Here is a 23241-nt window from a genome sequence, read left to right as displayed (position 1 = left end):
GGGGTGTGAGCGCGTGGACGCGGCCGAGGGCCGGGATGGGGATCGGCGCGGCGCGTCAGATCCAGGAGCGGAACCACATCCGCATCGACCAGTCGTCGCGCGGGATGACGTCGCCGACGTAGATGGGCCAGAAGAACGCGAACACGGCGATGGCGAGCACCAAGAACGCCGCCCAGCCGAGAAGCCCGAGGCGGTGCCGTCGCGCGGAGTCGTCGGGCCTGCCGAGGACGAGCGACAGCAGGTAGACGACGGCGAGGACGACCCACGGCACGAACGCCACGGAGTAGAAGGTGAAGATCGTGCGCTGCTGGTAGAGGAACCACGGCAGGTACCCGGCGGCGAACCCCGAGAGGATCGCGCCGGCACGCCAGTCGCGGGCGACGGCCCACATGAAGAGGAGCACGGGCAGCGCCAGGGTGGCCGTCCACCAGATCGCGGGGTTGCCGAGGTCGAGGATCGCCCGGCTGCACTCGGTGACGGTGCAGCCCTGCTGACCGGCCTTGGGGCCCTCGTAGAAGAACGACGTCGGGCGCGTCTGCAGCATCCACGACCATGGGTTGCTCTGGTAGGTGTGCGGCGTCGAGAGCCCGACGTGGAACACCCACATGCGCTCGTGGTAGTCGACGAGCGACCGCAGCGGGTCGGGCACGAGGCGCGCGAGGCCGGTCGCCGGGTGCGTCGCCGCCCACTGGCGGTTCCACCCGCCGGAGGTGGCGAACCAGCCCGCCCACGTGGCGACGTACGTCGCGATCGCGCCGCCGACGAGCGTGAGGGCGGCCTGCGGGGCGTCGCGGAGCATCGCGCCCCGCCACCACTCGCGGATCCCCGCGGCGCGGCGGGCGCCCATGTCCCAGAACACCGTCATGAGGCCGAACACGGCGAGGAAGTAGAGCCCCGACCACTTCGTGCCGATGCACAGGCCGAGCGAGACGGCCGCGACCCACCGCCACGGGTGGAGCCCGAGCCACGGGCCGTAGCGGAGCACCGGGGCGTACGGGCTGCCGCCGGCGTCGAGGTGCCCGCCGACCTGGCGGGCGAGGATCTCCCGCGAACGGTCGCGGTCCAGGAGCAGCGCGCAGAACCCGCCGAGCGCGAAGAACATCACCGACATGTCGAGCAGGCCGGTGCGGGAGTGGACGAGGTGCTGGCCGTCAACGGCGAGGAGCAGCCCCGCGGACAGGCCGAGCACCGTCGAGCCGAAGAGGCGCCGCGCCGCGAGGGCGAGCATGAGGATCGAGAGGGTGCCGAGGGCGGCGACGCCGAGGCGCCAGCTCGTCGGGTCCTGCACGCCGAGGAGACGCTCGCCCGCGGCGATGACCCACTTGCCGACCGGCGGGTGGACGACGAAGTCGGCCGCGGTGCCGAACACGTCGGGCGTGCCCGCCGCCCACAGGCGGTCGACGCCGTCGGCCACCTCCGGCCGCACCTTGGCCTCGTACCCGTGCGTGAGCAGCGACCACCCCTGCTTGACGTAATAGGTCTCGTCGAAGACGAGGGTGTTCGGCTGCCCGAGGCGCCAGAAGCGCAGCACGCCGCCGAACACGGCGACGAGGAGGGCGCCGAGCCAACCGGCCAGGGTGTCGGTAGGGCGATGGCCGAGCAGCCGCGCTCGCAACCGGTCGGTCTCGCTCATGCCTGCCATCGTACGGGGGACCACCGACGACGGCGCCGGCCCGCGGCTGCGCCACGCCCGCGGTGTCGGACGCGGGGGCCGGCCTCGCTACGCTCGACGACATGGCCGACCCGTCCACCGCCCCCGCCCGTTCCCGCACGACCGGGGCGGGTCTGACACTCGCGGCCACCCCCATCGGCGATCCGCTCGACGCGAGCCTCCGACTCGTCGCCGCGCTCCAGCAGGCGAGCGTCATCGCCGCGGAGGACACGCGGCGCGTGAAGAAGCTCGCGTCGATGCTCGAGATCCCGCTCCACGGGCGAGTCGTCGCCTACCACGAGCACAACGAGGCGTCACTCACCCCCGAGCTGGTCGCCCTCATGCAGGCGGGGGAGCGGACCCTCCTCGTCACCGATGCAGGGATGCCGTCGGTCTCCGACCCCGGCTATCGGCTCGTCACCGCGTGCGTCGAGGCGGACGTGCCCGTCACGTGCCTCCCCGGCCCCAGCGCGGTGCTCGTCGCGCTCGCCCTCTCCGGTCTGCCGGTCGACCGGTTCTGCTTCGAGGGGTTCTGCCCCCGCAAGCCGGGCGAACGCCGCCGTCGCCTCGAGCAGGTCGCCGACGAACGCCGCACGATGGTGTTCTTCGAGGCGCCCCACCGGCTCGCCGCCACCCTCGCTTCCATGGCCGAGGCGTTCGGCGAGGACCGTCGTGCCTCGGTCTGCCGGGAGCTCACGAAGACGTACGAGGAGGTCCGCCGCGGCGAACTCGGAGAACTCGTCGAATGGGCCGAGGGGGAGGTGCGTGGCGAGATCACGATCGTCGTCGAGGGTGCGAGCAGCCGGGCGGTCGATCCCGACGCTGCGCTCGCCGACGTCCTCGCCCGCGTCGAGGCCGGGGAACGACTCAAGGACGCCTGCAAGGCCGTCGCGGGCCCGAGCGGCATCCCCGCCCCGCAGCTCTACGACGCCGCCGTCGCCGCCCGTCGCCGCTGACCGGCCTGCCGCCCGCGGGGCCGTGAGGTCCTGCTGCCGGCACCGATCCGCCGTGTCGACCACGGCCCCCGGCACCCCCCGAAGAGGCCCCGACGACCGTTCGGCGCACAGCCGCGACGACTTCCTGCAAACCCCGGGACGCGCCCGGGGCGCGGGTTTAGCGTCGGCGCATCGGTTCGCGTGGCAAGACCGCGTGGGCCGCCGGAGCAGCGTCGCTCCGGGCCGGGCAGTATCGAAGGAGAGTGCCATGAAGATCGGTGTCCCCACAGAGGTCAAGAACCGCGAGTACCGCGTGGCCATCACTCCCGCGGGAGTCCACGAACTCGTCGAGCACGGCCACGAGGTGCACGTACAGAAGGGAGCCGGGCTCGGGTCGTCCATCCCCGACGAGGCCTACGTCTCCCAGGGCGCGACCGTCGTCGACTCCGTCGACGACGTGTGGGGCGACACCGAGATGATCCTCAAGGTCAAGGAGCCCATCGAGCAGGAGTACCAGTACCTGCGCAAGGGCCTCACCCTCTTCACCTACCTCCACCTCGCCGCCGACCGCCCCCTCACGGAGCGGCTCCTCGAGTCGGGGACGACCTCGATCGCGTACGAGACCGTCCAGCTCTCCAACGGGACGCTCCCGCTGCTCTACCCGATGTCCGAGGTCGCCGGGTGCCTCGCCCCGCAGGTCGGGGCCCACCACCTCATGCGCGCCTACGGCGGCCGCGGCGTCCTCATGGGCGGCATCGGGGGCGTTGCGAGCGCCAAGGTCGTCGTCCTCGGCGGCGGCGTCGCGGGCCAGAACGCGGCGAACATCGCCGTCGGCATGGGCGCCGACGTCACGATCCTCGACACCGACCTCGAGAAGCTGCGGCAGACCTTCTGGCGTTGGTCGGGCCGCATCCACCAGCTCGCCTCCAACAAGCTCACGGTCGCCGAGCAGGTCGCGGACGCCGACCTCGTCATCGGGTCGGTGCTCATCCCGGGCGCGAAGGCGCCCAAGCTCGTCACCGACGAGATGGTCGGCGGGATGAAGCCCGGATCGGTCCTCGTCGACATCGCCATCGACCAGGGCGGATGCTTCGAGGGTTCCCGGCCCACGACGCACGACGACCCGACCTTCGCGGTCCACGACTCCACCTACTACTGCGTGGCGAACATGCCCGGGGCCGTGCCCCACACCTCGACGTACGCCCTCACGAACGCGACGATGCCCTACACCGTGGCGCTCGCGGACCGCGGCTGGCGGGCGGCGCTGGCCGAGGACCCGGTGCTCGTCCCGGGCCTCAACACGCACGAGGGAATGCTCACCTACGGGGCCGTCGCCGAGGCCTTCGGTCTCGAGCACACCCCCGTCGAGGACGCGCTCGCCTGAGCGGGAATCTCCCGTCGCCGCCGTCTCCGGCACCTCCGCCGGAGGCGGCGGCGACGTGTGCTCTCCGTTCCACGGACAGGACCTTCCCCGCCGCGGGCCGCGGCGGTGTGACGGAATCGCAGGGGACCAACGTCCGCAGACCCGCGCTCCCACGCACTACGATCGGGAGGGGCATTACGCTGGCGCCGGTGCTCGACCGTGCAGCGGCCGCAGCGCGACTCCCTCCGCCCCGGCGTGGAGGGCGCACGACCCACACATTCGACTCGCAGAACAGGGCAGGCTTCGCTCGTGGCTACAACGACTCTGACAAAGCAACGGAGTTCGGCTCGGTCGTCCATCGGTCTCAAGATCATGATGGCCGTCTCGGGTCTGTACTTCGTCCTCTTCGTGCTCATGCACATGTACGGCAACCTCAAGATCCTCGCCGGTCATGAGCAGTTCGACACCTACGCCCACCACCTCCGCGTCCTGGGCGAGCCGATGCTGCCCTACTCGGGCTTCCTCTGGATCTTCCGCATCACGTTGATCATCGCGGTCGTCGCGCACGTGTACTCGGCATTCAAGCTGTGGGGCCGCGCGAACAGCGCGCGCAGCAACCGTTACCTCGTCAAGGACGCGATGCACACGCCGGTCTCCTCGCGCACGATGCGCTGGGGCGGCATCGCCCTCCTGCTGTTCATCGTCTTCCACCTGCTCCAGTTCACGCTGCGTTCGTTCTACGTCGGCACCGCGCCGGTGAGCTCGCCGGCCGCCATGGTGATCGCCGCGTTCCAGACCCCGTGGCTGACGCTCATCTACGTCCTCGCGATGATCGCCCTGGGCCTGCACCTCCACCACGGCGTGTGGAGTGCCTGCCAGACCCTCGGCTTCACCAACACCGCCAAGGCGCGCGGCACGGCGAAGGCGGCCTCGACGATCGTCGCCGCCCTCGTCGTCATCGGGTTCCTCATCCCGCCGTTCGCCATCCAGCTCGGCATGATCAAGTAAGGCGACCGCACATGTCACACACGTATACCGAGGAGACCCCCTCCACCGCAGGCGACGGCGATCTCGTCAACGGGCTGTACCGCGAGGGTGAGCCCATCGCCGACACGAAGGCGCCCCAGGGGCCGATCCAGGGCCGTTGGAGCCAGCGCAAGTTCGACGCCAAGCTCGTCAACCCGGCCAACCGCCGCAAGCTCTCGATCATCATCGTCGGCACCGGCCTGGCCGGTGGCGCCGCCGCCGCCACGCTCGGCGAGGCCGGCTACAACGTCAAGGCGTTCTGCTACCAGGACAGCCCGCGTCGCGCGCACTCCATCGCCGCGCAGGGTGGCATCAACGCCGCCAAGAACTACAAGGAGGACGGCGATTCGATCTACCGTCTCTTCTACGACACGGTCAAGGGTGGCGACTACCGCGCTCGCGAGACGAACGTGTACCGCCTCGCCGAGGTGAGCGCCGCGATCATCGACCAGTGCGTCGCGCAGGGTGTGCCCTTCGCCCGCGAGTACGGCGGCCTCCTCGACAACCGTTCCTTCGGTGGCGTCCAGGTCTCCCGTACCTTCTACGCCCGCGGCCAGACGGGTCAGCAGCTCCTCATCGGCGCCTACCAGGCGCTCGAGCGGCAGATCGCGGCCGGCACCGTCGAGATGTTCGCCCGCCACGAGATGGTCGAGCTCATCGTCGTCGACGGTCAGGCGCGCGGCATCGTCGCCCGTGACATGGTCACCGGTGAGATCGAGACGCACCTCGCCGACGCCGTCGTCCTCGCCTCCGGTGGGTACGGCAACGTGTTCTTCCTCTCGACGAACGCGATGGGCTGCAACGTCACCGCGACGTGGCGTGCGTACCGCAAGGGCGCGTACTTCGCGAACCCCTGCTACACGCAGATCCACCCGACCTGCATCCCGGTGCACGGCGACCAGCAGTCCAAGCTCACCCTCATGAGCGAGTCCCTCCGCAACGACGGGCGCATCTGGGTGCCCAAGCGCAAGGAGGACTGCGACAAGGATCCGCGGCAGATCCCCGAGGAGGACCGCGACTACTACCTCGAGCGCATCTACCCGAGCTTCGGCAACCTCGTGCCCCGTGACATCGCCTCCCGTCAGGCGAAGAACATGTGTGACGAGGGTCGCGGCGTCGGTCCGGAGATCGAGGGTCAGGGGCGTCGTGGTGTCTACCTCGACTTCGCCGAGGCCATCGGCCGCATGGGTCGGGACGCCGTCTCGGCCAAGTACGGCAACCTCTTCGACATGTACGAGCGCATCACGGGTGAGAACCCGTACGAGGTCCCGATGCGCATCTACCCGGCCGTGCACTACACGATGGGTGGCCTGTGGGTCGACTACGACCTGCAGTCGACCATCCCGGGTCTGTTCGTCGCCGGCGAGGCCAACTTCTCCGACCACGGCGCCAACCGTCTCGGTGCGTCGGCCCTCATGCAGGGTCTGTCGGACGGGTACTTCGTGCTGCCGAACACGATCCGTGACTACCTCGCCAGCGGCCCCTACCCCCACGTCGACGAGAACCACCCCGCGGTCGTCGAGGCCGCGGAGAACGTCCGTCGCCGCATGGAGCACTTCCTGGGCTGCAACGGCACCCGCTCGGTCGACAGCTACCACAAGGAGCTCGGCCACATCATGTGGGAGTACTGCGGTATGGAGCGCACCGAGGAGGGCCTCAAGCACGCGATCGGTCGTATCCGTGAGCTCAAGAAGGAGTTCTGGAGCAACGTCCGCGTGTTGGGTTCCGGCGAGGGCCTCAACCAGAGCCTGGAGCGTGCGGGCCGGGTCGCCGACTTCTTCGAGCTCGGCGAGCTCATGTGCATCGACGCCCTTCACCGTCGCGAGTCCTGCGGCGGTCACTTCCGGGCCGAGAGTCAGACGGAGGACGGGGAGGCGCTGCGTCACGACGACGAGTACGCCTACGTCGCTGCCTGGCAGTTCGCAGGCGACGACGAAGCGCCGGTCCTGCACAAGGAAGACCTCGTGTACGAGTTCATCGAGATGAAGCAGCGGAGCTACAAGTGAACATCACCCTCAAGATCTGGCGTCAGCGCGGGCCGCTCGAGGAAGGCCACGCCGAGACCTACCAGCTCGACAACGTGTCGGAGGACAGCTCCTTCCTCGAGATGCTGGACATCCTCAACGAGGAGCTCAACGAGCGCGGCGAGGAGCCGATCGCGTTCGACAGCGACTGCCGTGAAGGCATCTGCGGTCAGTGTGGCCTCGTCATCAACGGCAAGCCGCACGGCAACGACGGCACGGGCGGCAACACGACGACCTGCCAGCTGCACATGCGGTCCTTCCACGACGGCGACACGATCACGATCGAGCCGTGGCGCGCGAGCGCGTTCCCCGTCATCAAGGACCTGGTCGTCGACCGCAGCGCGCTCGACCGCATCATCCAGGCGGGCGGGTTCATCTCCGCGAACACCGGTGCTGCGCCCGAGGCGCACGCGGTGCCCGTGCAGAAGAGCAAGGCCGACCGGGCGTTCGAGGCTGCGGCCTGTATCGGTTGTGGTGCGTGCGTGGCGGCCTGCCCGAACGCGGCGGCGATGCTGTTCACCGGCGCGAAGGTCACCCACCTCGGTGAGCTTCCGCAGGGTCAGCCGGAGCGCTGGCAGCGTGCGCTCGCGATGATCAACACGCACGACGCCGAGGGCTTCGGTGGCTGCACGAACATCGGCGCCTGCGCCGCGGCCTGCCCGAAGGACATCCCGATGGATGTCATCTCCACCCTCAACGCCGACGTGCGCAAGGCCCCCAGCCGGGTCTGACGCCCACCGGTCGTGCGAACGGCCCGGATTCCCTCGCGGGGGTCCGGGCCGTTTCGTGTGCGGGCCCCTCCTCGTCTTCGTGGTGAGGGTGCCCGCGACGGTCATCGAGAGGTGAGCCCGGCGAGGGCGCGCTCCGAGCCGGGGTGGAGGCGGATCGGTGCGGTTCGGTCGGCCTCGTCCACGCGGATGTCCTTGCCTGCTGGGTGTGCCGCGCCGAGCGCTTGCCTGTTGTCGTAGACGAGAGTGGTGAGGGCGCACGCCAGGTTGGCGGGCATGTCGTCCCTGACGAGGAGGACGTTGGGGACGGCGATCGTGGGGACGTCGGCGGGCAGGTCGTACGTCGCCTTGGGGATCGTCGCGGTGTCGTAGACGGCCGACTTCTTCTTCATCTCGGGCAGCAGCGGCGTGGGATCGATCATCCGGAGATCCTCGGAGCCCAGGGTCGTGTAGAGGTCGGTGAGGGCCGAGGTGGGGAGTCCGCCCGACCAGACGAGGCCGTCGATGGAACCGTCCTTCATCCCGTCCACGGTCTTCGTGAGGTCGAGACGTTGACGATTGACGTCCAACTCGTCGAGGCCTGCGGCGTCGATGAGCTTCGTCGCGATCGCCTCTGTTCCGGAGAGGGGGGAGCCCGTGGAGATGGTCTTGCCCTTGAAGTCGGCGACGGTACGGATCCCGGAGTCGGCCCGGACGACGATCTGGGTGTAGTTCGGGTAGATGCGCCCGAGGGTGCGGATCTTCTGCGGTTCCCCGAAGGGGCTCGTGCCTCGGACTGCCGCGTCGGCGGCGTCTGCCAACGAGAACGCCACGTCGTAATCGCCCGCGACGAGTTGGCGGATGTTCTGCACGGAGGCCCCCGTCTCGGCGGCACCCGCGCGGACGTCGGTGTGTCCGTTGACGAGGCGCGCGAGGGCCCCTCCCATGACGTAGTAGACGCCGGTGGAGTTGCCGGTGGCGATGGTGATGCGTCCGGAGCCCGCGGCGCAGCTTGCCGGGTCGGCGTCGGAGCCGGGAACGCGAGCCGTTTGCCCGCCGAGACCGGCGGCGCCGAGCGCCGCGATGGTGAGCCCGACGACCCAGGGGATGTTGACCTTCATCGTGTGCCCTTTCGGGTGCGGTGGACGTGGAGCACGCAGGAGACGAGGAGGATCCCGCCCCCGATGCCGATGCTCAGCGGGTGCAGGTAGAGGAGGAAGACCGCCGCGAGGAGGAATCCCAGCCGTTCGATGCGGGTGACGGGTCCGCGCAGCCATCCGCCTGTCGCCACTGCGAGAGACGCCACCGCGACCATGCTCACGAGGACGGAGGCGACGACCGGGCCCGGCGCGCCGGCGAGGAGCAGGTGTGCTCCCGCGGGGGTGACGACGAAGGCGATGGGGGCCAGGAACGCGGGCAGGGTGTACTTGCAGGCCTGCCACATGGTGTCGACGACCTTTCCGCCGGTGATGGCGGCGGCAGCCACCGCTGCGAGGGCTGTCGGGGGCGAGACCTCCGACAGGACGGCGTAGTAGAAGATGAACATCGCGACCGCGGGCGGGGCGACGCCGAGCGAGATGAGGGCGGGGCCGATGACCACCCACGCGAGGATGAAGGACGCCGTCACGGGGACCGCGAGGCCGAGGACGAGGATAGCGGCCGCGGAGAAGACCGCACTCAGGATGAGGAGCACGGTGGGGTTCGGTGCGATCGCGTCGGCGATGGCGACGAGGAACTCCGACAGGACCTGGGCCAGGCCGGTCTTGGCGATGGCGGAGGTGATGACGCCGGCCGCCGCGCAGACGGCGATGACGGGGAGGGCCGTGCGAACCCCGTCGGAGAGGGCGCGGAGGATGACGCCGGCGAACTCGCCCAGTCCGCCACGGGTTCCGCCCGGCTCGGTGCCGTGAGTGTCCTCGTCGAGGACGGAACCGGGGAGGTGGCCGGTGAAGAGCACCTCGAGGAGACCGAAGGCGAGCGCGACGAGGGTGGCGTAGACGACGGCCTTGAACGGCGGGATGCCGACGGCGAGGAACAGGACGATGACGCCGAGGCTGACGAAGTGGTAGCCGAAGCGACGGAAGATGTGCCACGCCGGGGGGATGCGGACGTCGACCTCGTGGACACCGAATCGCTTCGCGTCCATCTCGACCGCGAGGAAGATCCCGAGGTAGTAGAGCAGCGTGGGCACGATGGCCCACGTGAGCACCTGCATGTAGGGGACGTTGAGGTATTCGGCGATGATGAACGCTGCGGCGCCCATCGTCGGCGGGGAGAGGATGGCGCCGATGCCGGAGGCGGCGAGCATGCCACCGGCGGCCTCGGCGGGGTAGCCGGCGCGGCGGAGTATCGGCCAGGCGAACGAGCCGAGGGTGACGGCGGTGGCGGTGCCGGATCCGGAGACGGTTCCCAGGAGGAACCCGGAGGTGGCGACCGTACGTCCGGGGGCGGCGCCGGAGCGGCGGAAGAGCGCGAGGCTGAACTCGACGAAGAACCCGCCGGCGCCGATGCGGTGGAGCACCGAGCCGTAGATCGTGAAGAGGACGATGTAGGTGGCCGCGACGTCGAGCGGCACGCCGAAGAATCCGCTCGTCTCGTTGAAGAGGCTGTTGACGATCTGCGAGAGGCCGAGGCCCTGGTGGGCGACGTCCCAGCTCATGGGCAGCCAACCGCCGAACCACGCGTAGGCGAAGAAGAGGAGCGCTGCGGTGGGCAGCACCCAACCTGTCGTGCGGTTCGCGGCTTCGAGCACGAGCACGAGGAGAAGGGCACCGGCGACGACGTCGAGCGGGAGGAGAGATCCCTGCCGCCCCAGGAAGGCGCCGAATCCGCCGCCTCCGAGGGGGCCGGCGGGGAGGGGGAGCACGGGGTAGAGCGCGACGAAGGCCGCGAGGACGGCGAGGCCCCAGTCGAGCCACGACGGGCGGTCGTCCGTAGGCGTCGCGCGCGGTCCGTCGGATCGGCGGAGGAGCGGATCCCCGCGGTAGACGAGGAAGACGAGCGGGAGTGTGACGCCGAGGAAGACGACGAGGTAGTAGTGGCTGCCCTGCGGGAGCGGCAAGAACACCTGACGCACGACGAGGATCGCGACGAGCAGGCACCATCCGAACACGAAGCGGTCGAGGCATCGTGGGAGCCGTCGTGCGGGCTGTTCCTCGTCGAACTGGGCGATGAGTTCGTCAGCGGACGGCACGTGGTCCTGCGTGGTCGGCACGTCGGATGCGGTCGTGGTGGATGCGGTGTCGATGCGACCGGGGTGCGTCGGCGTGGTGCCGTCGGCCCGGTCCGGGGGAATGGTCGCCGGCATCAGATCACGCTAGCGATCCGGCCGTGGCAGTAGGCGATTGCGAGAGGGCGAAAAGCCCACCGATCCGTCGGGCGGTCGGGGGCGCACGACGAGCGGGCCCCGACGACCGGTGTCGTCGGGGCCCGCTGTCACGGTGAGGTGAGGGATCAGGCCCGGTGGTGCGCCTCGGGGGTGTCGGACACGTCGGGCTCGTTCGAGCTGCGGACGAGCGCGACGATCGAGAGGGCGAGGCCGCCCCACACGAGGAGGATCGACAGGACGAGGAACGTGAGGGCGATCGGGGTCATCGGTCGTTCTCCTGCGGGTCGTGCCGCTCGTGGCGGCGGTGGAGACGGGGCGGACGGGCCACCTCGGGGTCGGTCCCCGCGTGGTAGACGACATCGGGGTGGTGGCCGTGCGGGTGCTCGTAGGCGGCGTCGTCCACGGGCGTCGCGGCGACACCGGCCGGCTCGTCCTCGTGGTCGTGCGCCGAGGGCGCGTCGACGTCGGTGCGCCACGGGACGAACGCGAGGACGAACGCGAGCACCGCCATGAGGGCGACGACACCCCACCCGAACGTGTTGGTGAACGCCGCCGGGTACTCGCCGTAGCCGTCGCGGAGCAGCTCGCGGACGGTCGCGACGAGCATGACGACGAGCATCACGGGCGTGACCACGCCGACGAGCACTCGCCACCAGGCCCCGATGGGCAGGCTGGAGATGCCGTTGAGGTGCCGCTGCAGCACGCCGAGGCGACGCAGCACGTACGTGACGACGACGGTCATGACGATCGCCGAGACGACGATGCCGATCTCGTTGACCCACTTGTCGACGACGTCGAGGAGGTTGAGGCCGTTGACGGTGGCGAAGAACAGGATCGAGAGGACGGACGTCGTGCCGCCGACGGCGCCGACGGCGGTGAGACGACCGAGGTCGAACTTCTCCTGGACGGCGGCGGTGACGACCTCGAGGAGCGAGATGATCGACGTCAGACCGGCGAGAACGAGCGAGAGGAAGAACAGCACGCCGAAGATCTCGCCGCCGGGCATCTCGTTGATGAGCGCCGGGAACGTCATGAACGACAGGCCGACGCCGGTGAGTCCCTCGAGCTGGTCGATGGTCGTGCCCTCCGCGCGGGCCATGAAGCCGAGCGCCGCGAACACGCCGATGCCGGCGAGGATCTCGAAGGAGGAGTTGGCGAACGCGGCGACGAGGCCGGTGCCGCCGAGGTTGGCGCGGCGGGGCAGGTAGCTCGAGTAGGTGAGCATGATGCCGAACGCGATCGACAGCGAGAAGAAGATCTGGCTGTAGGCCCCGATCCACACCGACGACTTGGCGAGCGCGGAGAAGTCGGGGGTGAAGAACGCGTTGAGGCCGTCGACGGCGCCCGGGAGGGTGAGGCCGCGGACGACGATGCCGAGGAAGAGGACGATGAGCAACGGCAGGAACACCTTGTTCGCGCGCTCGAGGCCCTTCTGCACGCCGCCGGCCATGATGACGAGGACGACGATCCACACGCCGACGAGCGGGGCGAGGACGCCGGGGACGAAGTCGAACGTCACCGCCGGGTCGCCGACCTGCAGGTAGTCCTTGACGAGGAACGAGACCGGGTCGGGCCCCCACGCCTTCGTCGCGGAGAAGTACACGTAGGACGCGGCCCACGCGATGATCGCCGCGTAGTACACGGTGATGAAGAACGCGATGAGGACCTGGAACCAGCCGAGTGCCTCGGCGCCACGGTGGAGGCGGCGGAACACGGCGGGCGACGAGCCGCGGTAGCGGTGGCCGAGCGCGTAGTCGAGGAAGAGGATCGGGATGCCGGCCGTGAGCAGCGCGACGAGGTAGGGGATGAGGAACGCCCCGCCACCGTTCTCGTACGCGACGCCGGGGAACCTCCAGATGTTGCCGAGGCCGACGGCGGAGCCGATGGCGGCGAGGAGGAAGCCGAGTTGCCCCGACCACTGCTCGCGGGGAGCGGCGCCGCCGGTGGCCGGCGGGTCGGGGGTGGGGGAGGCAGATCTGCTCATGGAACCTTCCTTCGGGAGGGGCGTGCGTGGCGGGGGCGGAGGATCTGGTCGTCGTGTGCGGCCCCCGGTGACGCGTCGGCCCGGTCGGAGGGAACTCCTGCGCGGTGGCGCCCGGGGACGTGTCCTGGCCCACCGTAGGGGCGCGCGCGGGGCAGCGGGGGGCTGAGCGGGTGCCGGAAGCGTCCGATCTGCGAGCGGACGGTCGGATCGCCGAACGGACGAACCGTAGGATCGTGGGTATGAAGGTGCTCTCCGCTGTCGCTTGGCCCTACGCCAACGGTCCCCGTCACATCGGTCACGTCGCCGGCTTCGGCGTGCCCTCGGACGTCTTCAGCCGATACATGCGGATGGCGGGGCACGACGTGCTCATGGTGAGCGGCACCGACGAGCACGGCACGCCGATCCTCGTCGCCGCCGACGAGCGCGGCATGACGCCCATGGAACTCGCCGACGAGAACAACCGGATCATCGTCGAGGACCTCGTCGGGCTCGGCCTCTCCTACGACCTCTTCACCCGCACGACGACCCGCAGCCACTACGCCGTGGTGCAGGAGCTCTTCCGGGCCGTGCACGCCAACGGCTACATGGTGGAGAAGGCGACGTTCGGGGCGATCTCCCCGTCGACGGGCCGCACGCTGCCCGACCGCTACATCGAGGGCACCTGCCCCATCTGCGGCGCGACCGACGCCCGCGGCGACCAGTGCGACACGTGCGGCAACCAGCTCGACCCCACCGAGCTCGTCGACCCGAAGAGCCGCATCAACGGCGAGACGCCCGAGTTCGTCGAGTCCCAGCACTTCTTCCTCGACCTGCCCGCGCTCGCCGGCGCGCTGTCGGCGTGGCTCGACGAGCGGGAGGCCACGGGCACGTGGCGCACGAACGTCATCCGGTTCAGTCAGGGCCTGCTCAAGGACATGAAGCCGCGCGCGATGTCCCGCGACATCGACTGGGGCATCCCGATCCCGGTCGAGGGGTGGAGCGACCAGAACTCCAAGCGGCTCTACGTGTGGTTCGACGCGGTCATCGGTTACCTGTCGGCGTCGATCGAGTGGGCCCGTCGCATCGGTGACCCGGAGCGGTGGCGTGAGTGGTGGACGCCGGGCGCCGCCGAGGAGCAGGTCTCGTACTACTTCCAGGGCAAGGACAACATCACCTTCCACTCCCAGATCTGGCCCGCCGAGCTCCTCGGGTCGATGGGCAAGGGCGACAAGGGTGGCGAGCCGAGCGTCTTCGGCGAGCTCAACCTGCCCACCGAGGTCGTCGCGAGCGAGTTCATGACGATGGAGGGCAAGCAGTTCTCCTCGAGCCGCGGCGTCGTCATCTACGTGCGCGACATGCTCGCCCGTTACCAGCCCGACGCGCTGCGCTACTTCATCAGCGCCGCGGGACCGGAGACGCAGGACTCCGACTTCACGTGGGCGGAGTTCGTCACGCGCACGAACTCCGAACTCGTCGCGGGCTGGGGGAACCTCGTCAACCGCACGGCGGCGATGATCGCGAAGAACGTCGGCGAGATCCCGCCGCTCGGGTCCACCGAGCCGATCGACGAGGAGATCCTCGCGGCGGTGCGCGGCGGGTTCGACACCGTCGGCGGCCTCGTCGAGAAGCACCGTCAGCGGCAGGCGATCACCGAGGCGATGCGGCTCGTCGGCGAGGTCAACACGTACGTCTCCCGTACCGAGCCGTTCAAGCTCAAGGGCGAGGACCAGCGTGAGCGTCTCCTCACGATCCTCCACGTGCTCGCCCAGTGCGTGAGCGACCTCAACCTCATCCTCAGCCCGTTCCTGCCGCACGCGAGCAACCGCGTCGACGCGGTCCTCGGCGGCGACGGCACGCTCACGCCGATGCCGCGCATCGAGGAGGTCACCGATCTCGACGCCGGTGACCTGCGGCTCGTCGGTGGCGAGGGCATGCTCCCGCCCGTGCGCGACTACCCGATCATCACGGGCGACTACTCCGCGTTCTCGCGGTGGGAGTCCACGCCGGTGCGGGTGGGCGCGCCGATCGCGAAGCCGTCGGGGGTGTTCACCAAGCTCGATCCGGAGGTCGTCGAGCAGGAGCTCGCGCGCCTCCGCGGTGACGATGAGTGAGCCCCGCCCGGCGCCGACGCGGCCCGATCCGCTGCCGCTGCCCGTCGTCGACGACCACGCCCATCTCGACGTCCGTCGCGACGACGACGTCGCGGGTGCGGGGGAGGACCTCGCGGCGCACGTCGAGAGACTCGTCGCCGACGCCCGCGCCGTCGGCGTCGACCGCATCGTGCAGATCGGGTGCGACCTCGCCTCGGCGGAGGAGACCGTGCGTCTCGTCGACGTACATCCCGCGCTCCTCGGCGGGGTCGCGCTCCACCCCAACGAGGCGCCGCTCCACGCCGAGCGGGGCGACCTCGACGAGGCGTACGCGACGATCGAACGACTCGCCGCACATCCGCGCATCCGCGTCGTCGGTGAGACCGGTCTCGACTACTACCGCACCGGCGAGGACGGTCGAGACGTGCAGCAGGAGTCGTTCCGGTGGCACATCGACCTCGCCAAGCGCACCGGCAAGGTCCTCCAGATCCACGACCGCGACGCGCACGACGACGTCATGCGGACCCTCGCCGAGGAGGGCGCGCCCGAGCGCACGGTGCTCCACTGCTTCTCCGGCGACGTCACCATGGCGCGCGAGTGCGTCGAACGCGGCTACTACCTGAGCTTCGCCGGCACGGTGACGTTCAAGAACGCCCGCGACCTGCGGGACGCGCTCGCCGTCGTCCCCGCCGACCGGGTGCTCGTCGAGACGGACACCCCGTACCTCACTCCGGTGCCGCACCGGGGGGCCGCGAACGCGCCGATGCTCGTCGCCCACACCGTGCGCACGGTCGCCGACGTCCTCACGATGTCGGTCGCCGACCTCTGCCGCACGATCTCCGCGACCGCCGAGGAGCTCTACGGGCCCTGGTGACGGCTCACCCCGCCTCCGCCCGGAACGCGCGCGTGGCGGGCGGGCGTGAACGGCGGGCCGTGGGACGGCGGCGCCGCGTGCCCCGGAGTTCACCGGCGGCGGTCGCGCCGTCGGCATGCGTGCCGTGTCTAGGCTGTCCGGTATGACCGAGATCGCCACCACCGCACGTCGACTCGATCGCCGACTGCTCACCTCCGGGGTGATCTTCGGCGTCGGCGTCGCCGCGTTCGTCGACGAGACCGTGTTCCACCAGCTGCTGCACTGGCACCACTTCTACGACCTGTCGACGCCGGCCGTCGGGCTCGTCGCCGACGGCATCTTCCACGCGGTGGGGTGGTTCCTCGCCGTCGCCGGCCTGTTCCTCTTCGCCGACGTGCGTCGCCGCGGTGGGGAGGGCCTCGCGCGCTGGTGGCCGGCGGTGTTCGTCGGGATGGGCGCGTTCCAGCTCTACGACGGCACGATCCAGCACAAGCTCCTGCGTATCCACCAGATCCGCTACTCCGTCGTCCCCCTCGAGTCTCCGCACACGAGTGGCGAGTACCCGCCGGTGGCGAACCTCGCCGCGTACGACGTCGTGTGGAACGTCGTCGCGGTGCTCCTCATCGTGGTCGGCGCGTTCGTGTGGCACCGGTCGACCAGGCGCCGGGAGGCCGGCCGTGCATGACCACGGGATGCCGATGGCCGACCCTCTCGTGACGACGGTCGGCCTCGGTGGACTCGTCGTCGCGTTCCTCGCGGCGTACGTCGCGCTCGTCGTCGCGGGCGCGCGGCGAGGCCGGGCGTGGCCGTGGTGGCGGACGGTGTGCGCCGTGGCCGGGACGCTGGCGGTGCTCGTCGCCGTCGGCCCGATCGGCCTCGCCGGGCACCACGACTTCGTCGTCCACATGTGGGGTCACCTGCTGCTCGGGATGCTCGGGCCGCTGCTCCTCGTCCTCTCCGCGCCGGTGACGGTGGCGCTGCGCGGGCTGTCCGCCCCGCGGGCCCGCCGCCTGTCGGGCGCGCTGTCGTGGCCGTACGTGCGGTTCGTCGCGCACCCGGTCACGGCCGCGGTCCTCGACGTGGGCGGGTTGTGGCTGCTCTACACGACGCCCCTCCACGGGTGGATGCACGCGTCGACGCTCGGGCATCTCGTCGTCCACACGCATGTGCTCCTCGCCGGGTGGGTGTTCGCCGCGGCGATCCTGCAGGTCGACCCGGCGCCGCACCCGTACTCGCACCACTACCGCGCGGTCGTGCTCGTCGCGTTCATGGCGGCGCACGGCATCCTCTGCAAGGTGATCTACGCGCACCCGCCGACGGGCGTGCCGGTCGCGCAGGCCGAGTCGGGGGCGCAGCTCATGTTCTACGGCGGCGACTACATCGACGTCGTCCTCATCGCCCTGTTCTGCCTCGACTGGTACCGCCGCACCGCCCCGGCCGCACCAGCGCACGCCGGGGTCGTCGCCTCCGCGGCCTGACCGCCGTCCTCCCCGGCTCGCCTAGGCTGTGGCCATGACCGACGCCCCCTCCACCGAACCCTCCGGTCTGCTCGGGGCCGCGGCGATCCGGCGCCTCGCGGCCGAGCTCGACATCCGCCCGACGAAGCAGTGGGGGCAGAACTTCGTCGTCGACGCGAACACCGTGCGCCGCATCGTGCGACTCGCCGGGGTGGGGGAGGACGACGTCGCCGTCGAGGTGGGGCCCGGCCTCGGATCGCTCACGCTCGCGCTCCTGCCCGAGGTCTCCCGCGTCGTCGCCGTCGAGGTCGATCCCGCGCTCGCAGGCCGACTCCCCGCGACGGTCGCCGAGTTCGCGCCCGACCTCACGGGGCGGCTCGACGTCGTCCACGCCGACGCGCTCACCGTGACGACTCTGCCCGCCACGCCGACGGCCCTCGTCGCGAACCTCCCCTACAACGTCTCGGTGCCCGTCCTCCTCCGGTTCCTCGAACTGTTCCCGAGCATCGAGCGGGTGCTCGTCATGGTGCAGCTCGAGGTCGCCGAACGGCTCTGTGCCGCACCCGGATCGAAGGTCTACGGAGTGCCGAGCGTCAAGGCCGCCTGGTACGGGCGGGCGCGCCTCGTCGGCACCGTCGGCCGCTCCGTGTTCTGGCCCGCGCCCAACGTCGACTCCGGCCTCGTCGAGATCGTCCGACACGACACACCCCGTGGCGACGACGAGATGCGCCGCACCGTGTTCCGCGTCGTCGACGCCGCGTTCGCGCAGCGTCGCAAGACCCTCCGCGCCGCGCTCTCCGGCCTCGCCGGGGGAGGCCCCGCCGCGGAGGCGGCACTCGTCGCCGCCGACATCGACCCACGTACTCGCGGTGAACAGCTCGACGTCGACGCCTTCATCCGGCTCGCCGCGCACCTTCGACCCCACCTCTGACGCACCGCCGGGCGGGGATGAGTATCGAGGCCCAGGAGATCCACCCGCGAGCCGGGAAGCATGGCCGGTGACGAGCCGCGCACCCGCGACTCCCGACCGGTGAGGTGGACGATGACGTCGACACGCGCAACCCCGGAGGCGACACGGAATCGACGGGAGGACCCCGCCTGGTGGGCGCTCGTCGCCGCCGGCACGGTCCTCGGCGGGATCACGACGTTCTTCTTCTCGTTCTATCTCCTCGCCTGGCTCATGGCGACCGTCGATCTCCTCACCGATCCCGTCGGCACGGCCCACGAGGTCTTCCGGCCGGGAGGCGTCGCCTCCCAGATAGGTGGGCAGTCGGTGGGTTGCCTGCTCGTCCTCGTGCTCGTCGCGGGGGTCCTCACCCGGGTGTACCGCGCGCGTCACGGGCTCAGTGAGCGCGACGGCGTCGGACGTCTCCTCCTCGTCCTGTGGACCGCGGCGGTGACGGCCGTCGGCGGGGCCTGGACGGTGCTCTTCGTCGCGTTCTCGAAGCTCGACCTCGCCGACGACGTCGCACGCGTCGGTGCGATACGTGGCCTCGTCGGCCCCGTCCTCGTCCTCGTCGTGGTCGTCGTGGTCGTCGTCCTGTCGTGGCGTCGGCTCCTCCGGGGGCGGCACGCCGCGTGAGGTGCGGCATAGGGTGAGGCCATGACCTCGCACGTGGAGAACCTGCCCGGCGTCACGGTGCGTGTGCCGGCCAAGATCAACCTCGAGCTGCGGGTCGGGCCGCCTCGCCCCGACGGGTACCACGGCCTCGCGACCGTCTTCCACGCCGTCGACCTCGTCGACCACGTCACGGTCACGCCCGCCGAACGGTGGGGTGTCGACGTCGAGGGCACCGACGCGCACCTCGTCCCCGAGGACGACTCGAACCTCGCCCTCGCCGCCGCGAAGATGCTCGCGGGCGCCCACACCGAGAAGGCGTTCCCGGTGCACGTCCACGTGTGCAAGCAGATCCCCGTCGCCGGGGGCATGGCCGGCGGATCGGCCGACGCGGCCGGGGCGCTCGTCGCCTGTGACGCCCTCTGGGGTCTCGGCCTCGGCGTCGAGGGGCTCCACGAGTACGCGGCCCGCCTCGGCAGCGACGTGAACTTCGCGCTCGTCGGTGGCACCGCCGTCGGCTCCGGGCGGGGGGAGAACGTCGTCCCCGCGCTCACGGCAGGGCGGTACGAGTGGGTCGTCGTCCAGGCCGAGGGCGGCCTGTCGACGCCGTCGGTGTTCCGCGAGATCGACCGGCTCCGGGAGGGCCGTGAGGTGCCGGAGCCACGGCCTGCGCCCGAGCTGCTCGCCGCGCTGCGGCAGGGGGACGTCGAGGGTCTCGCGGCGTGTCTCTACAACGACCTCGAGGAGGCGGCGTTCTCGCTGCGGCCGGAGCTCGAGTCGGTGCGCGACGCCGGCCTCATGCTCGGCGCGGTGGGCGGGCTCGTCTCGGGGTCGGGCCCGACGATCGTGTTCCTCGCCCGTGACCGCCACAGCGCGTGCGACCTCGCGGCCGCACTCGTCAACTCCGGCGCCGCCACCCGCGTGCACACCGCCGTCGGGCCGGTGCCCGGGGCGCAGATCGTCGAGTCGACGCCGCCGGCCTGATCCGCGTCCTTCGCCCGTTCCACCCCTGCACGAAGGTCGGACGCCGTCCGGAGCCCTCTTTCGCCGCGCTGGTCAGCGGCTCAGGCCGTGGCCGGGGGGCGACGACGTCCGACGCCCGTGAGGGGGATGGCCGTCCGTCCGCGGCCGGTGGACCCCGGGGGGAGTGTCAGAACTCGTCGTCCGGCTCGAGGGCGTCCTCCTTCGCGGCCGCCGATCGCTCGCCACGGACCGTCTGGACGATCCCTCCGATGACGCCACCGATGAGCCCACCCATGGCCATGCCACCGAGCGCCGAGCGGGAGATGTCGGCGTCGAACCACCGGCCGAGCGCAACGAGGGGGTGCCCGGTGAACGCGTAGTACGCGAGGGCGCCGCACCACGCGGCCACGATGAACCACGTGACCGCCTGCACCCGCCGCGCCAATGAGCGATCGCGCATGGCCAGAACGGTGAAGTCGACGCGTCGACGCTTGGCGTACCAGGCCGCCGACATCGACGTCACGAACGACACGGCGAAGAACCCGATCGAGGCGCCGACGGCGCCCGCCGCAGCTGCGAGGACACCGGCGAGCATCGCCACGTAGGACCCGACGATCCATCCGAAACTGCAGCCCTCCAAGGTGATCCGGCGTTGTCGCTCGTCGCCGTAGACGACCGAGTCGAACATCATGAGGCGGTCGACGGCCTTGTCGAGACGCGACGGGGTGTGGGTGTGCGTGGACATGTCAGTCTTCCTCGGGAAGTGGGAACAGGGTGTCGACGGACGCGCCGAGGCTCCGGGCGAGCCGCAGGGCCAGGTACACGCTGGGGGCGTGTTCGCCGCGTTCGATCGAGATGATCGTCTGGCGGGAGACCCCCACGGCCGTCGCGAGCTCGGCCTGGGTCATCCGAAGGTGGCGGCGCGCCTCACGCACGCCGGCGGTCGTCTCCATGGACGCCAGACTCCGATCAGGTCGGGTTTTCTTGACTTCAGAAGGCAAGCATCCTTGACTTCTGAAGTCAAGAAAACCCGACATTCGGGAGGTCGGACGGTCAGGAGTCCCAGTCGGCAGGGCGCCGGGTGCGGTAGGTGCACGGTCGGAACGGTGGGAGGATTCCCCTCGACGTGGACACCCGCGCAGGCCGAGAACTGCGCATCGACGGAAGGCGACGAGTGGCGGCGCATCTGCTGGGGGCCGAAGGTCTTCACCTGGAGTACCCGACGAAGGTCGTGTTCGACTCGATCACGCTCGGCATCGAGGAGGGCGACCGCATCGGCATCGTCGGCCGCAACGGCGACGGCAAGTCGAGCCTGCTCGGCATGCTCGCGGGCCGCATCGAGCCGCAGGCCGGGCGGGTGACGCGTCGCAGCGGCGTGCGGTTCGGGGTGCTCGATCAGCGCGACGACCTCGACCCCGAACGCACCGTAGGACAGGCGATCGTCGGCGACCGTGCCGAGCACGAATGGGCCGGTGACGCCCGCATCCGCGACGTCATCGACGGGCTCGTCGCCGACGTGCCGTGGGGCGCCCTCGTCGGCTCCCTCAGCGGCGGGCAGCGGCGGCGCGTCGCGCTCGCCGCCCTGCTCATCGACGACTGGGACCTCATCGCGCTCGACGAGCCGACGAACCACCTCGACGTCGAGGGCATCGCGTGGCTCGCGAACCACCTCGTGAACCGGTGGCCGCGCCACACCGGCGGCCTCCTCGTCATCACCCACGACCGGTGGTTCCTCGACGAGGTGTGCACCGAGACGTGGGAGGTCCACGACGGCATCGTCGAACCCTTCGAAGGCGGCTATGCCGCGTACGTCCTCCAGCGCGTCGAACGGGACCGGATCCTCGCCGCGACGGAGTCGAAGCGGCAGAACCTCATGCGCAAGGAACTCGCCTGGCTGCGACGCGGCGCCCCGGCCCGCACGTCCAAACCCAAGTTCCGCATCGAGGCCGCCAACCAGCTCATCGAGGACGTGCCCCCGGTGCGCAACCCGATCGAGCTGCAACGCATGGCGGTCGCGCGGCTCGGCAAGGACGTCGTCGACCTCGAGGACGTCTCGGTGAGCTACGGCGACCACGAGGTGCTCCGCGACGTGACGTGGCGCATCGGACCCGGTGAACGCACCGGCATCCTCGGCGCGAACGGTGCGGGCAAGTCGACCCTGCTCGGACTCGTGTGCGGCACCGTGCAGCCCACGTCGGGGCGGGTCAGACGCGGCAAGACGGTGCGCATCGGCCTCCTCGACCAGCAGTTCTCCCAGCTCAGCGACATCGCGGACGACCGGGTGCGGGAGGTGCTCGCGCGGCACCGGACGACGTTCATGATCGACGGCAAGGAACACACACCCGCGCAGCTGCTCGAACGCCTCGGGTTCGACCGGGCGCACCTGTCGGCGCGGGTCGGGGATCTCTCCGGCGGGCAGAAGCGGCGGCTCCAACTCCTGATGCTCCTGCTGAGCGAGCCGAACGTCATCGTCCTCGACGAGCCGACCAACGACGTCGACGCCGACATGCTCGCCGCCACGGAGGACCTCCTCGACTCGTGGCCGGCCACGCTCATCGTCGTCTCCCACGACCGATACCTGCTCGAACGTGTCACCGACCAGCAGTACGCGATCCTCGACGGGCGTCTGCGGCACGTGCCCGGCGGCGTCGAGGAGTACCTGCGGCTGCGCGCGGCGCAGGAGTCCGCAGCGGCCGGGGGGCGGCCCGACCAGGCCACCGGTGCGGCGGCCACGACGGGCAGCGAGATCTCCGGGGCCGAGCGACGCGCGGCCCAGAAGGAGATGGGCGCGATCGAGCGGCGCATGAGCAAGATCAGCACCACGATCGAGAAGGTCCACGCCAAGATGGCCGCCCACGACCAGACGGACTTCGACGGCCTGCGCACCCACACCGACGAGCTCCGCATCCTCGAGGATGAGATGGCCGGTCTCGAGGAACAGTGGCTGGAGCTCTCCGAGCTGGTGGAGTGACGAGAACGCCCCGAGACCGGTGAGGTCGCGGGGCGTTCGTCACGGCCCGTCGTCGCGGGCGTGGGTGGGTCGACACGGGCGGACAGGCCCCCGGGGCCGTCCTGGGGGCCGTGGCCCGACGTGGTTCCGGGCCGGGGCGTGCCGCCGGGCGATGGCACCCGCGGGGTCCTCGGGGTTCGGACCGGAGCGGTTGGCGCCGGGCTCGCTGTCGCGCACGAGCCGGATGCTCATGACGATCCACCGAGGCCGCCCCGGGGGCGACATCTCTCCTCCCGCGGGGCGTCGGGGTGCGAGTCACCGTCGAAGGGGGGACGATCTACGCAGAGCCACACGACGGCTGCGTCGACGAACG

General features: G+C 70.6%; 20 protein-coding genes. 13 read left to right on the top strand and 7 right to left on the bottom strand.

What is annotated here, in order from left to right:
- Window positions 1-55: 55 nt before the first annotated feature.
- Window positions 56-1633, bottom strand: a complete 1578-nt coding sequence (locus tag MOPEL_RS09045; RefSeq protein ID WP_009482593.1) for a dolichyl-phosphate-mannose--protein mannosyltransferase — start codon at window positions 1631-1633, stop codon at window positions 56-58.
- 101 nt (window positions 1634-1734) lie between these two features.
- On the opposite strand from MOPEL_RS09045, the gene rsmI reads away from it, so the two are divergent.
- The 5 genes from rsmI (at window position 1735) to MOPEL_RS09020 (ending at window position 7730) form a co-directional block, all read left to right on the top strand.
- Window positions 1735-2607: a 16S rRNA (cytidine(1402)-2'-O)-methyltransferase gene (gene rsmI, locus MOPEL_RS09040; protein WP_051992275.1), complete on the top strand. Its 873-nt coding sequence runs from the start codon at window positions 1735-1737 to the stop codon at window positions 2605-2607.
- Between the two features lie 247 nt (window positions 2608-2854).
- The gene (gene ald / locus MOPEL_RS09035) at window positions 2855-3970 is read left to right on the top strand and encodes an alanine dehydrogenase (RefSeq protein WP_009482591.1); all 1116 of its coding nucleotides are present in this window, start codon (window positions 2855-2857) and stop codon (window positions 3968-3970) included.
- A 288-nt stretch (window positions 3971-4258) separates the two neighbouring features.
- Window positions 4259-4957: a succinate dehydrogenase cytochrome b subunit gene (locus tag MOPEL_RS09030; RefSeq protein ID WP_040633730.1), complete on the top strand. Its 699-nt coding sequence runs from the start codon at window positions 4259-4261 to the stop codon at window positions 4955-4957.
- 11 nt (window positions 4958-4968) lie between these two features.
- Entirely contained in the window at window positions 4969-6981 is a 2013-nt protein-coding gene (locus MOPEL_RS09025) for a fumarate reductase/succinate dehydrogenase flavoprotein subunit (RefSeq protein WP_009482589.1), read from the top strand.
- On the top strand, window positions 6978-7730 hold the full coding sequence (locus tag MOPEL_RS09020) for a succinate dehydrogenase/fumarate reductase iron-sulfur subunit (RefSeq protein ID WP_009482588.1): 753 nt from the start codon (window positions 6978-6980) through the stop codon (window positions 7728-7730). The genes MOPEL_RS09025 and MOPEL_RS09020 overlap by 4 nt, the downstream gene beginning before the upstream one ends.
- Window positions 7731-7831: 101 nt before the next feature.
- On the opposite strand, the gene MOPEL_RS09015 is transcribed toward MOPEL_RS09020, so the two are convergent.
- The 4 genes from MOPEL_RS09015 to MOPEL_RS09005 form a co-directional block, all read right to left on the bottom strand.
- The gene (locus MOPEL_RS09015) at window positions 7832-8827 is read right to left on the bottom strand and encodes a TAXI family TRAP transporter solute-binding subunit (RefSeq protein ID WP_009482587.1); all 996 of its coding nucleotides are present in this window, start codon (window positions 8825-8827) and stop codon (window positions 7832-7834) included.
- A complete protein-coding gene (locus MOPEL_RS09010; protein WP_009482586.1) occupies window positions 8824-11013 on the bottom strand; it encodes a TRAP transporter permease in 2190 nt (729 codons plus the stop codon). The genes MOPEL_RS09015 and MOPEL_RS09010 overlap by 4 nt, the downstream gene beginning before the upstream one ends.
- 146 nt (window positions 11014-11159) lie before the next feature.
- Window positions 11160-11300, bottom strand: coding sequence for a methionine/alanine import family NSS transporter small subunit (locus tag MOPEL_RS17240; RefSeq protein WP_009482585.1), 141 nt, complete (start codon window positions 11298-11300; stop codon window positions 11160-11162).
- Window positions 11297-13018, bottom strand: a complete 1722-nt coding sequence (locus tag MOPEL_RS09005; protein WP_009482584.1) for a sodium-dependent transporter — start codon at window positions 13016-13018, stop codon at window positions 11297-11299. The genes MOPEL_RS17240 and MOPEL_RS09005 overlap by 4 nt, the downstream gene beginning before the upstream one ends.
- 239 nt (window positions 13019-13257) lie before the next feature.
- Here MOPEL_RS09005 and metG point away from each other — a divergent pair, with 239 nt between their 5' ends.
- The 7 genes from metG (at window position 13258) to MOPEL_RS08970 (ending at window position 19939) form a co-directional block, all read left to right on the top strand.
- The gene (metG, locus tag MOPEL_RS09000; RefSeq protein ID WP_009482583.1) at window positions 13258-15108 is read left to right on the top strand and encodes a methionine--tRNA ligase; all 1851 of its coding nucleotides are present in this window, start codon (window positions 13258-13260) and stop codon (window positions 15106-15108) included.
- On the top strand, window positions 15101-15961 hold the full coding sequence (locus MOPEL_RS08995; protein ID WP_009482582.1) for a TatD family hydrolase: 861 nt from the start codon (window positions 15101-15103) through the stop codon (window positions 15959-15961). The genes metG and MOPEL_RS08995 overlap by 8 nt, the downstream gene beginning before the upstream one ends.
- Window positions 15962-16103: 142 nt before the next feature.
- Window positions 16104-16625, top strand: coding sequence for a DUF2243 domain-containing protein (locus tag MOPEL_RS08990; protein WP_040633727.1), 522 nt, complete (start codon window positions 16104-16106; stop codon window positions 16623-16625).
- Window positions 16626-16638: 13 nt separating this feature from the next.
- Window positions 16639-17418 carry a cytochrome c oxidase assembly protein gene (locus tag MOPEL_RS08985; RefSeq protein ID WP_009482580.1) on the top strand — a complete coding sequence of 260 codons (780 nt, stop codon included), beginning with the start codon at window positions 16639-16641 and terminating at the stop codon, window positions 17416-17418.
- 34 nt (window positions 17419-17452) lie between these two features.
- The gene (rsmA, locus tag MOPEL_RS08980) at window positions 17453-18328 is read left to right on the top strand and encodes a 16S rRNA (adenine(1518)-N(6)/adenine(1519)-N(6))-dimethyltransferase RsmA (protein ID WP_009482579.1); all 876 of its coding nucleotides are present in this window, start codon (window positions 17453-17455) and stop codon (window positions 18326-18328) included.
- 111 nt (window positions 18329-18439) lie between these two features.
- Complete coding sequence (locus tag MOPEL_RS08975) at window positions 18440-18979, top strand: hypothetical protein (protein WP_009482578.1); 540 nt, start codon at window positions 18440-18442, stop codon at window positions 18977-18979.
- Between the two features lie 21 nt (window positions 18980-19000).
- Complete coding sequence (locus MOPEL_RS08970) at window positions 19001-19939, top strand: 4-(cytidine 5'-diphospho)-2-C-methyl-D-erythritol kinase (RefSeq protein WP_009482577.1); 939 nt, start codon at window positions 19001-19003, stop codon at window positions 19937-19939.
- A 166-nt stretch (window positions 19940-20105) separates the two neighbouring features.
- Here the strand turns inward: MOPEL_RS08970 and MOPEL_RS08965 are convergent, their stop codons facing one another.
- Both MOPEL_RS08965 and MOPEL_RS08960 read right to left on the bottom strand, forming a co-directional pair.
- Complete coding sequence (locus MOPEL_RS08965) at window positions 20106-20663, bottom strand: hypothetical protein (RefSeq protein WP_009482576.1); 558 nt, start codon at window positions 20661-20663, stop codon at window positions 20106-20108.
- A gap of 1 nt (window position 20664) precedes the next feature.
- Window positions 20665-20871, bottom strand: coding sequence for a helix-turn-helix transcriptional regulator (locus tag MOPEL_RS08960; RefSeq protein ID WP_009482575.1), 207 nt, complete (start codon window positions 20869-20871; stop codon window positions 20665-20667).
- Between the two features lie 221 nt (window positions 20872-21092).
- Here MOPEL_RS08960 and MOPEL_RS08955 point away from each other — a divergent pair, with 221 nt between their 5' ends.
- On the top strand, window positions 21093-22889 hold the full coding sequence (locus tag MOPEL_RS08955) for an ABC-F family ATP-binding cassette domain-containing protein (protein WP_009482574.1): 1797 nt from the start codon (window positions 21093-21095) through the stop codon (window positions 22887-22889).
- Window positions 22890-23241: the final 352 nt, after the last annotated feature.

The sequence above is a fragment of the Mobilicoccus pelagius NBRC 104925 genome, from assembly GCF_000247995.1.
Lineage (GTDB): Bacteria > Actinomycetota > Actinomycetes > Actinomycetales > Dermatophilaceae > Mobilicoccus > Mobilicoccus pelagius.
This window is presented reverse-complemented; position numbering and strand designations above follow the sequence as displayed.

Excerpts from the sequence above, each read along its gene's own strand:
- MOPEL_RS09045 (WP_009482593.1), bottom strand. The coding sequence starts at position 1,633 with ATGAGCGAGACCGACCGGTTGCGAGCGCGGCTGCTCGGCCATCGCCCT.
- rsmI (WP_051992275.1), top strand. The coding sequence starts at position 1,735 with ATGGCCGACCCGTCCACCGCCCCCGCCCGTTCCCGCACGACCGGGGCG.
- ald (WP_009482591.1), top strand. The coding sequence starts at position 2,855 with ATGAAGATCGGTGTCCCCACAGAGGTCAAGAACCGCGAGTACCGCGTG.
- MOPEL_RS09025 (WP_009482589.1), top strand. The coding sequence starts at position 4,969 with ATGTCACACACGTATACCGAGGAGACCCCCTCCACCGCAGGCGACGGC.
- MOPEL_RS09015 (WP_009482587.1), bottom strand. The coding sequence starts at position 8,827 with ATGAAGGTCAACATCCCCTGGGTCGTCGGGCTCACCATCGCGGCGCTC.
- MOPEL_RS09010 (WP_009482586.1), bottom strand. The coding sequence starts at position 11,013 with ATGCCGGCGACCATTCCCCCGGACCGGGCCGACGGCACCACGCCGACG.
- MOPEL_RS17240 (WP_009482585.1), bottom strand. The coding sequence starts at position 11,300 with ATGACCCCGATCGCCCTCACGTTCCTCGTCCTGTCGATCCTCCTCGTG.
- MOPEL_RS09005 (WP_009482584.1), bottom strand. The coding sequence starts at position 13,018 with ATGAGCAGATCTGCCTCCCCCACCCCCGACCCGCCGGCCACCGGCGGC.
- metG (WP_009482583.1), top strand. The coding sequence starts at position 13,258 with ATGAAGGTGCTCTCCGCTGTCGCTTGGCCCTACGCCAACGGTCCCCGT.
- MOPEL_RS08995 (WP_009482582.1), top strand. The coding sequence starts at position 15,101 with ATGAGTGAGCCCCGCCCGGCGCCGACGCGGCCCGATCCGCTGCCGCTG.
- MOPEL_RS08990 (WP_040633727.1), top strand. The coding sequence starts at position 16,104 with ATGACCGAGATCGCCACCACCGCACGTCGACTCGATCGCCGACTGCTC.
- MOPEL_RS08985 (WP_009482580.1), top strand. The coding sequence starts at position 16,639 with ATGGCCGACCCTCTCGTGACGACGGTCGGCCTCGGTGGACTCGTCGTC.
- rsmA (WP_009482579.1), top strand. The coding sequence starts at position 17,453 with ATGACCGACGCCCCCTCCACCGAACCCTCCGGTCTGCTCGGGGCCGCG.
- MOPEL_RS08975 (WP_009482578.1), top strand. The coding sequence starts at position 18,440 with ATGACGTCGACACGCGCAACCCCGGAGGCGACACGGAATCGACGGGAG.
- MOPEL_RS08970 (WP_009482577.1), top strand. The coding sequence starts at position 19,001 with ATGACCTCGCACGTGGAGAACCTGCCCGGCGTCACGGTGCGTGTGCCG.
- MOPEL_RS08965 (WP_009482576.1), bottom strand. The coding sequence starts at position 20,663 with ATGTCCACGCACACCCACACCCCGTCGCGTCTCGACAAGGCCGTCGAC.
- MOPEL_RS08960 (WP_009482575.1), bottom strand. The coding sequence starts at position 20,871 with ATGGAGACGACCGCCGGCGTGCGTGAGGCGCGCCGCCACCTTCGGATG.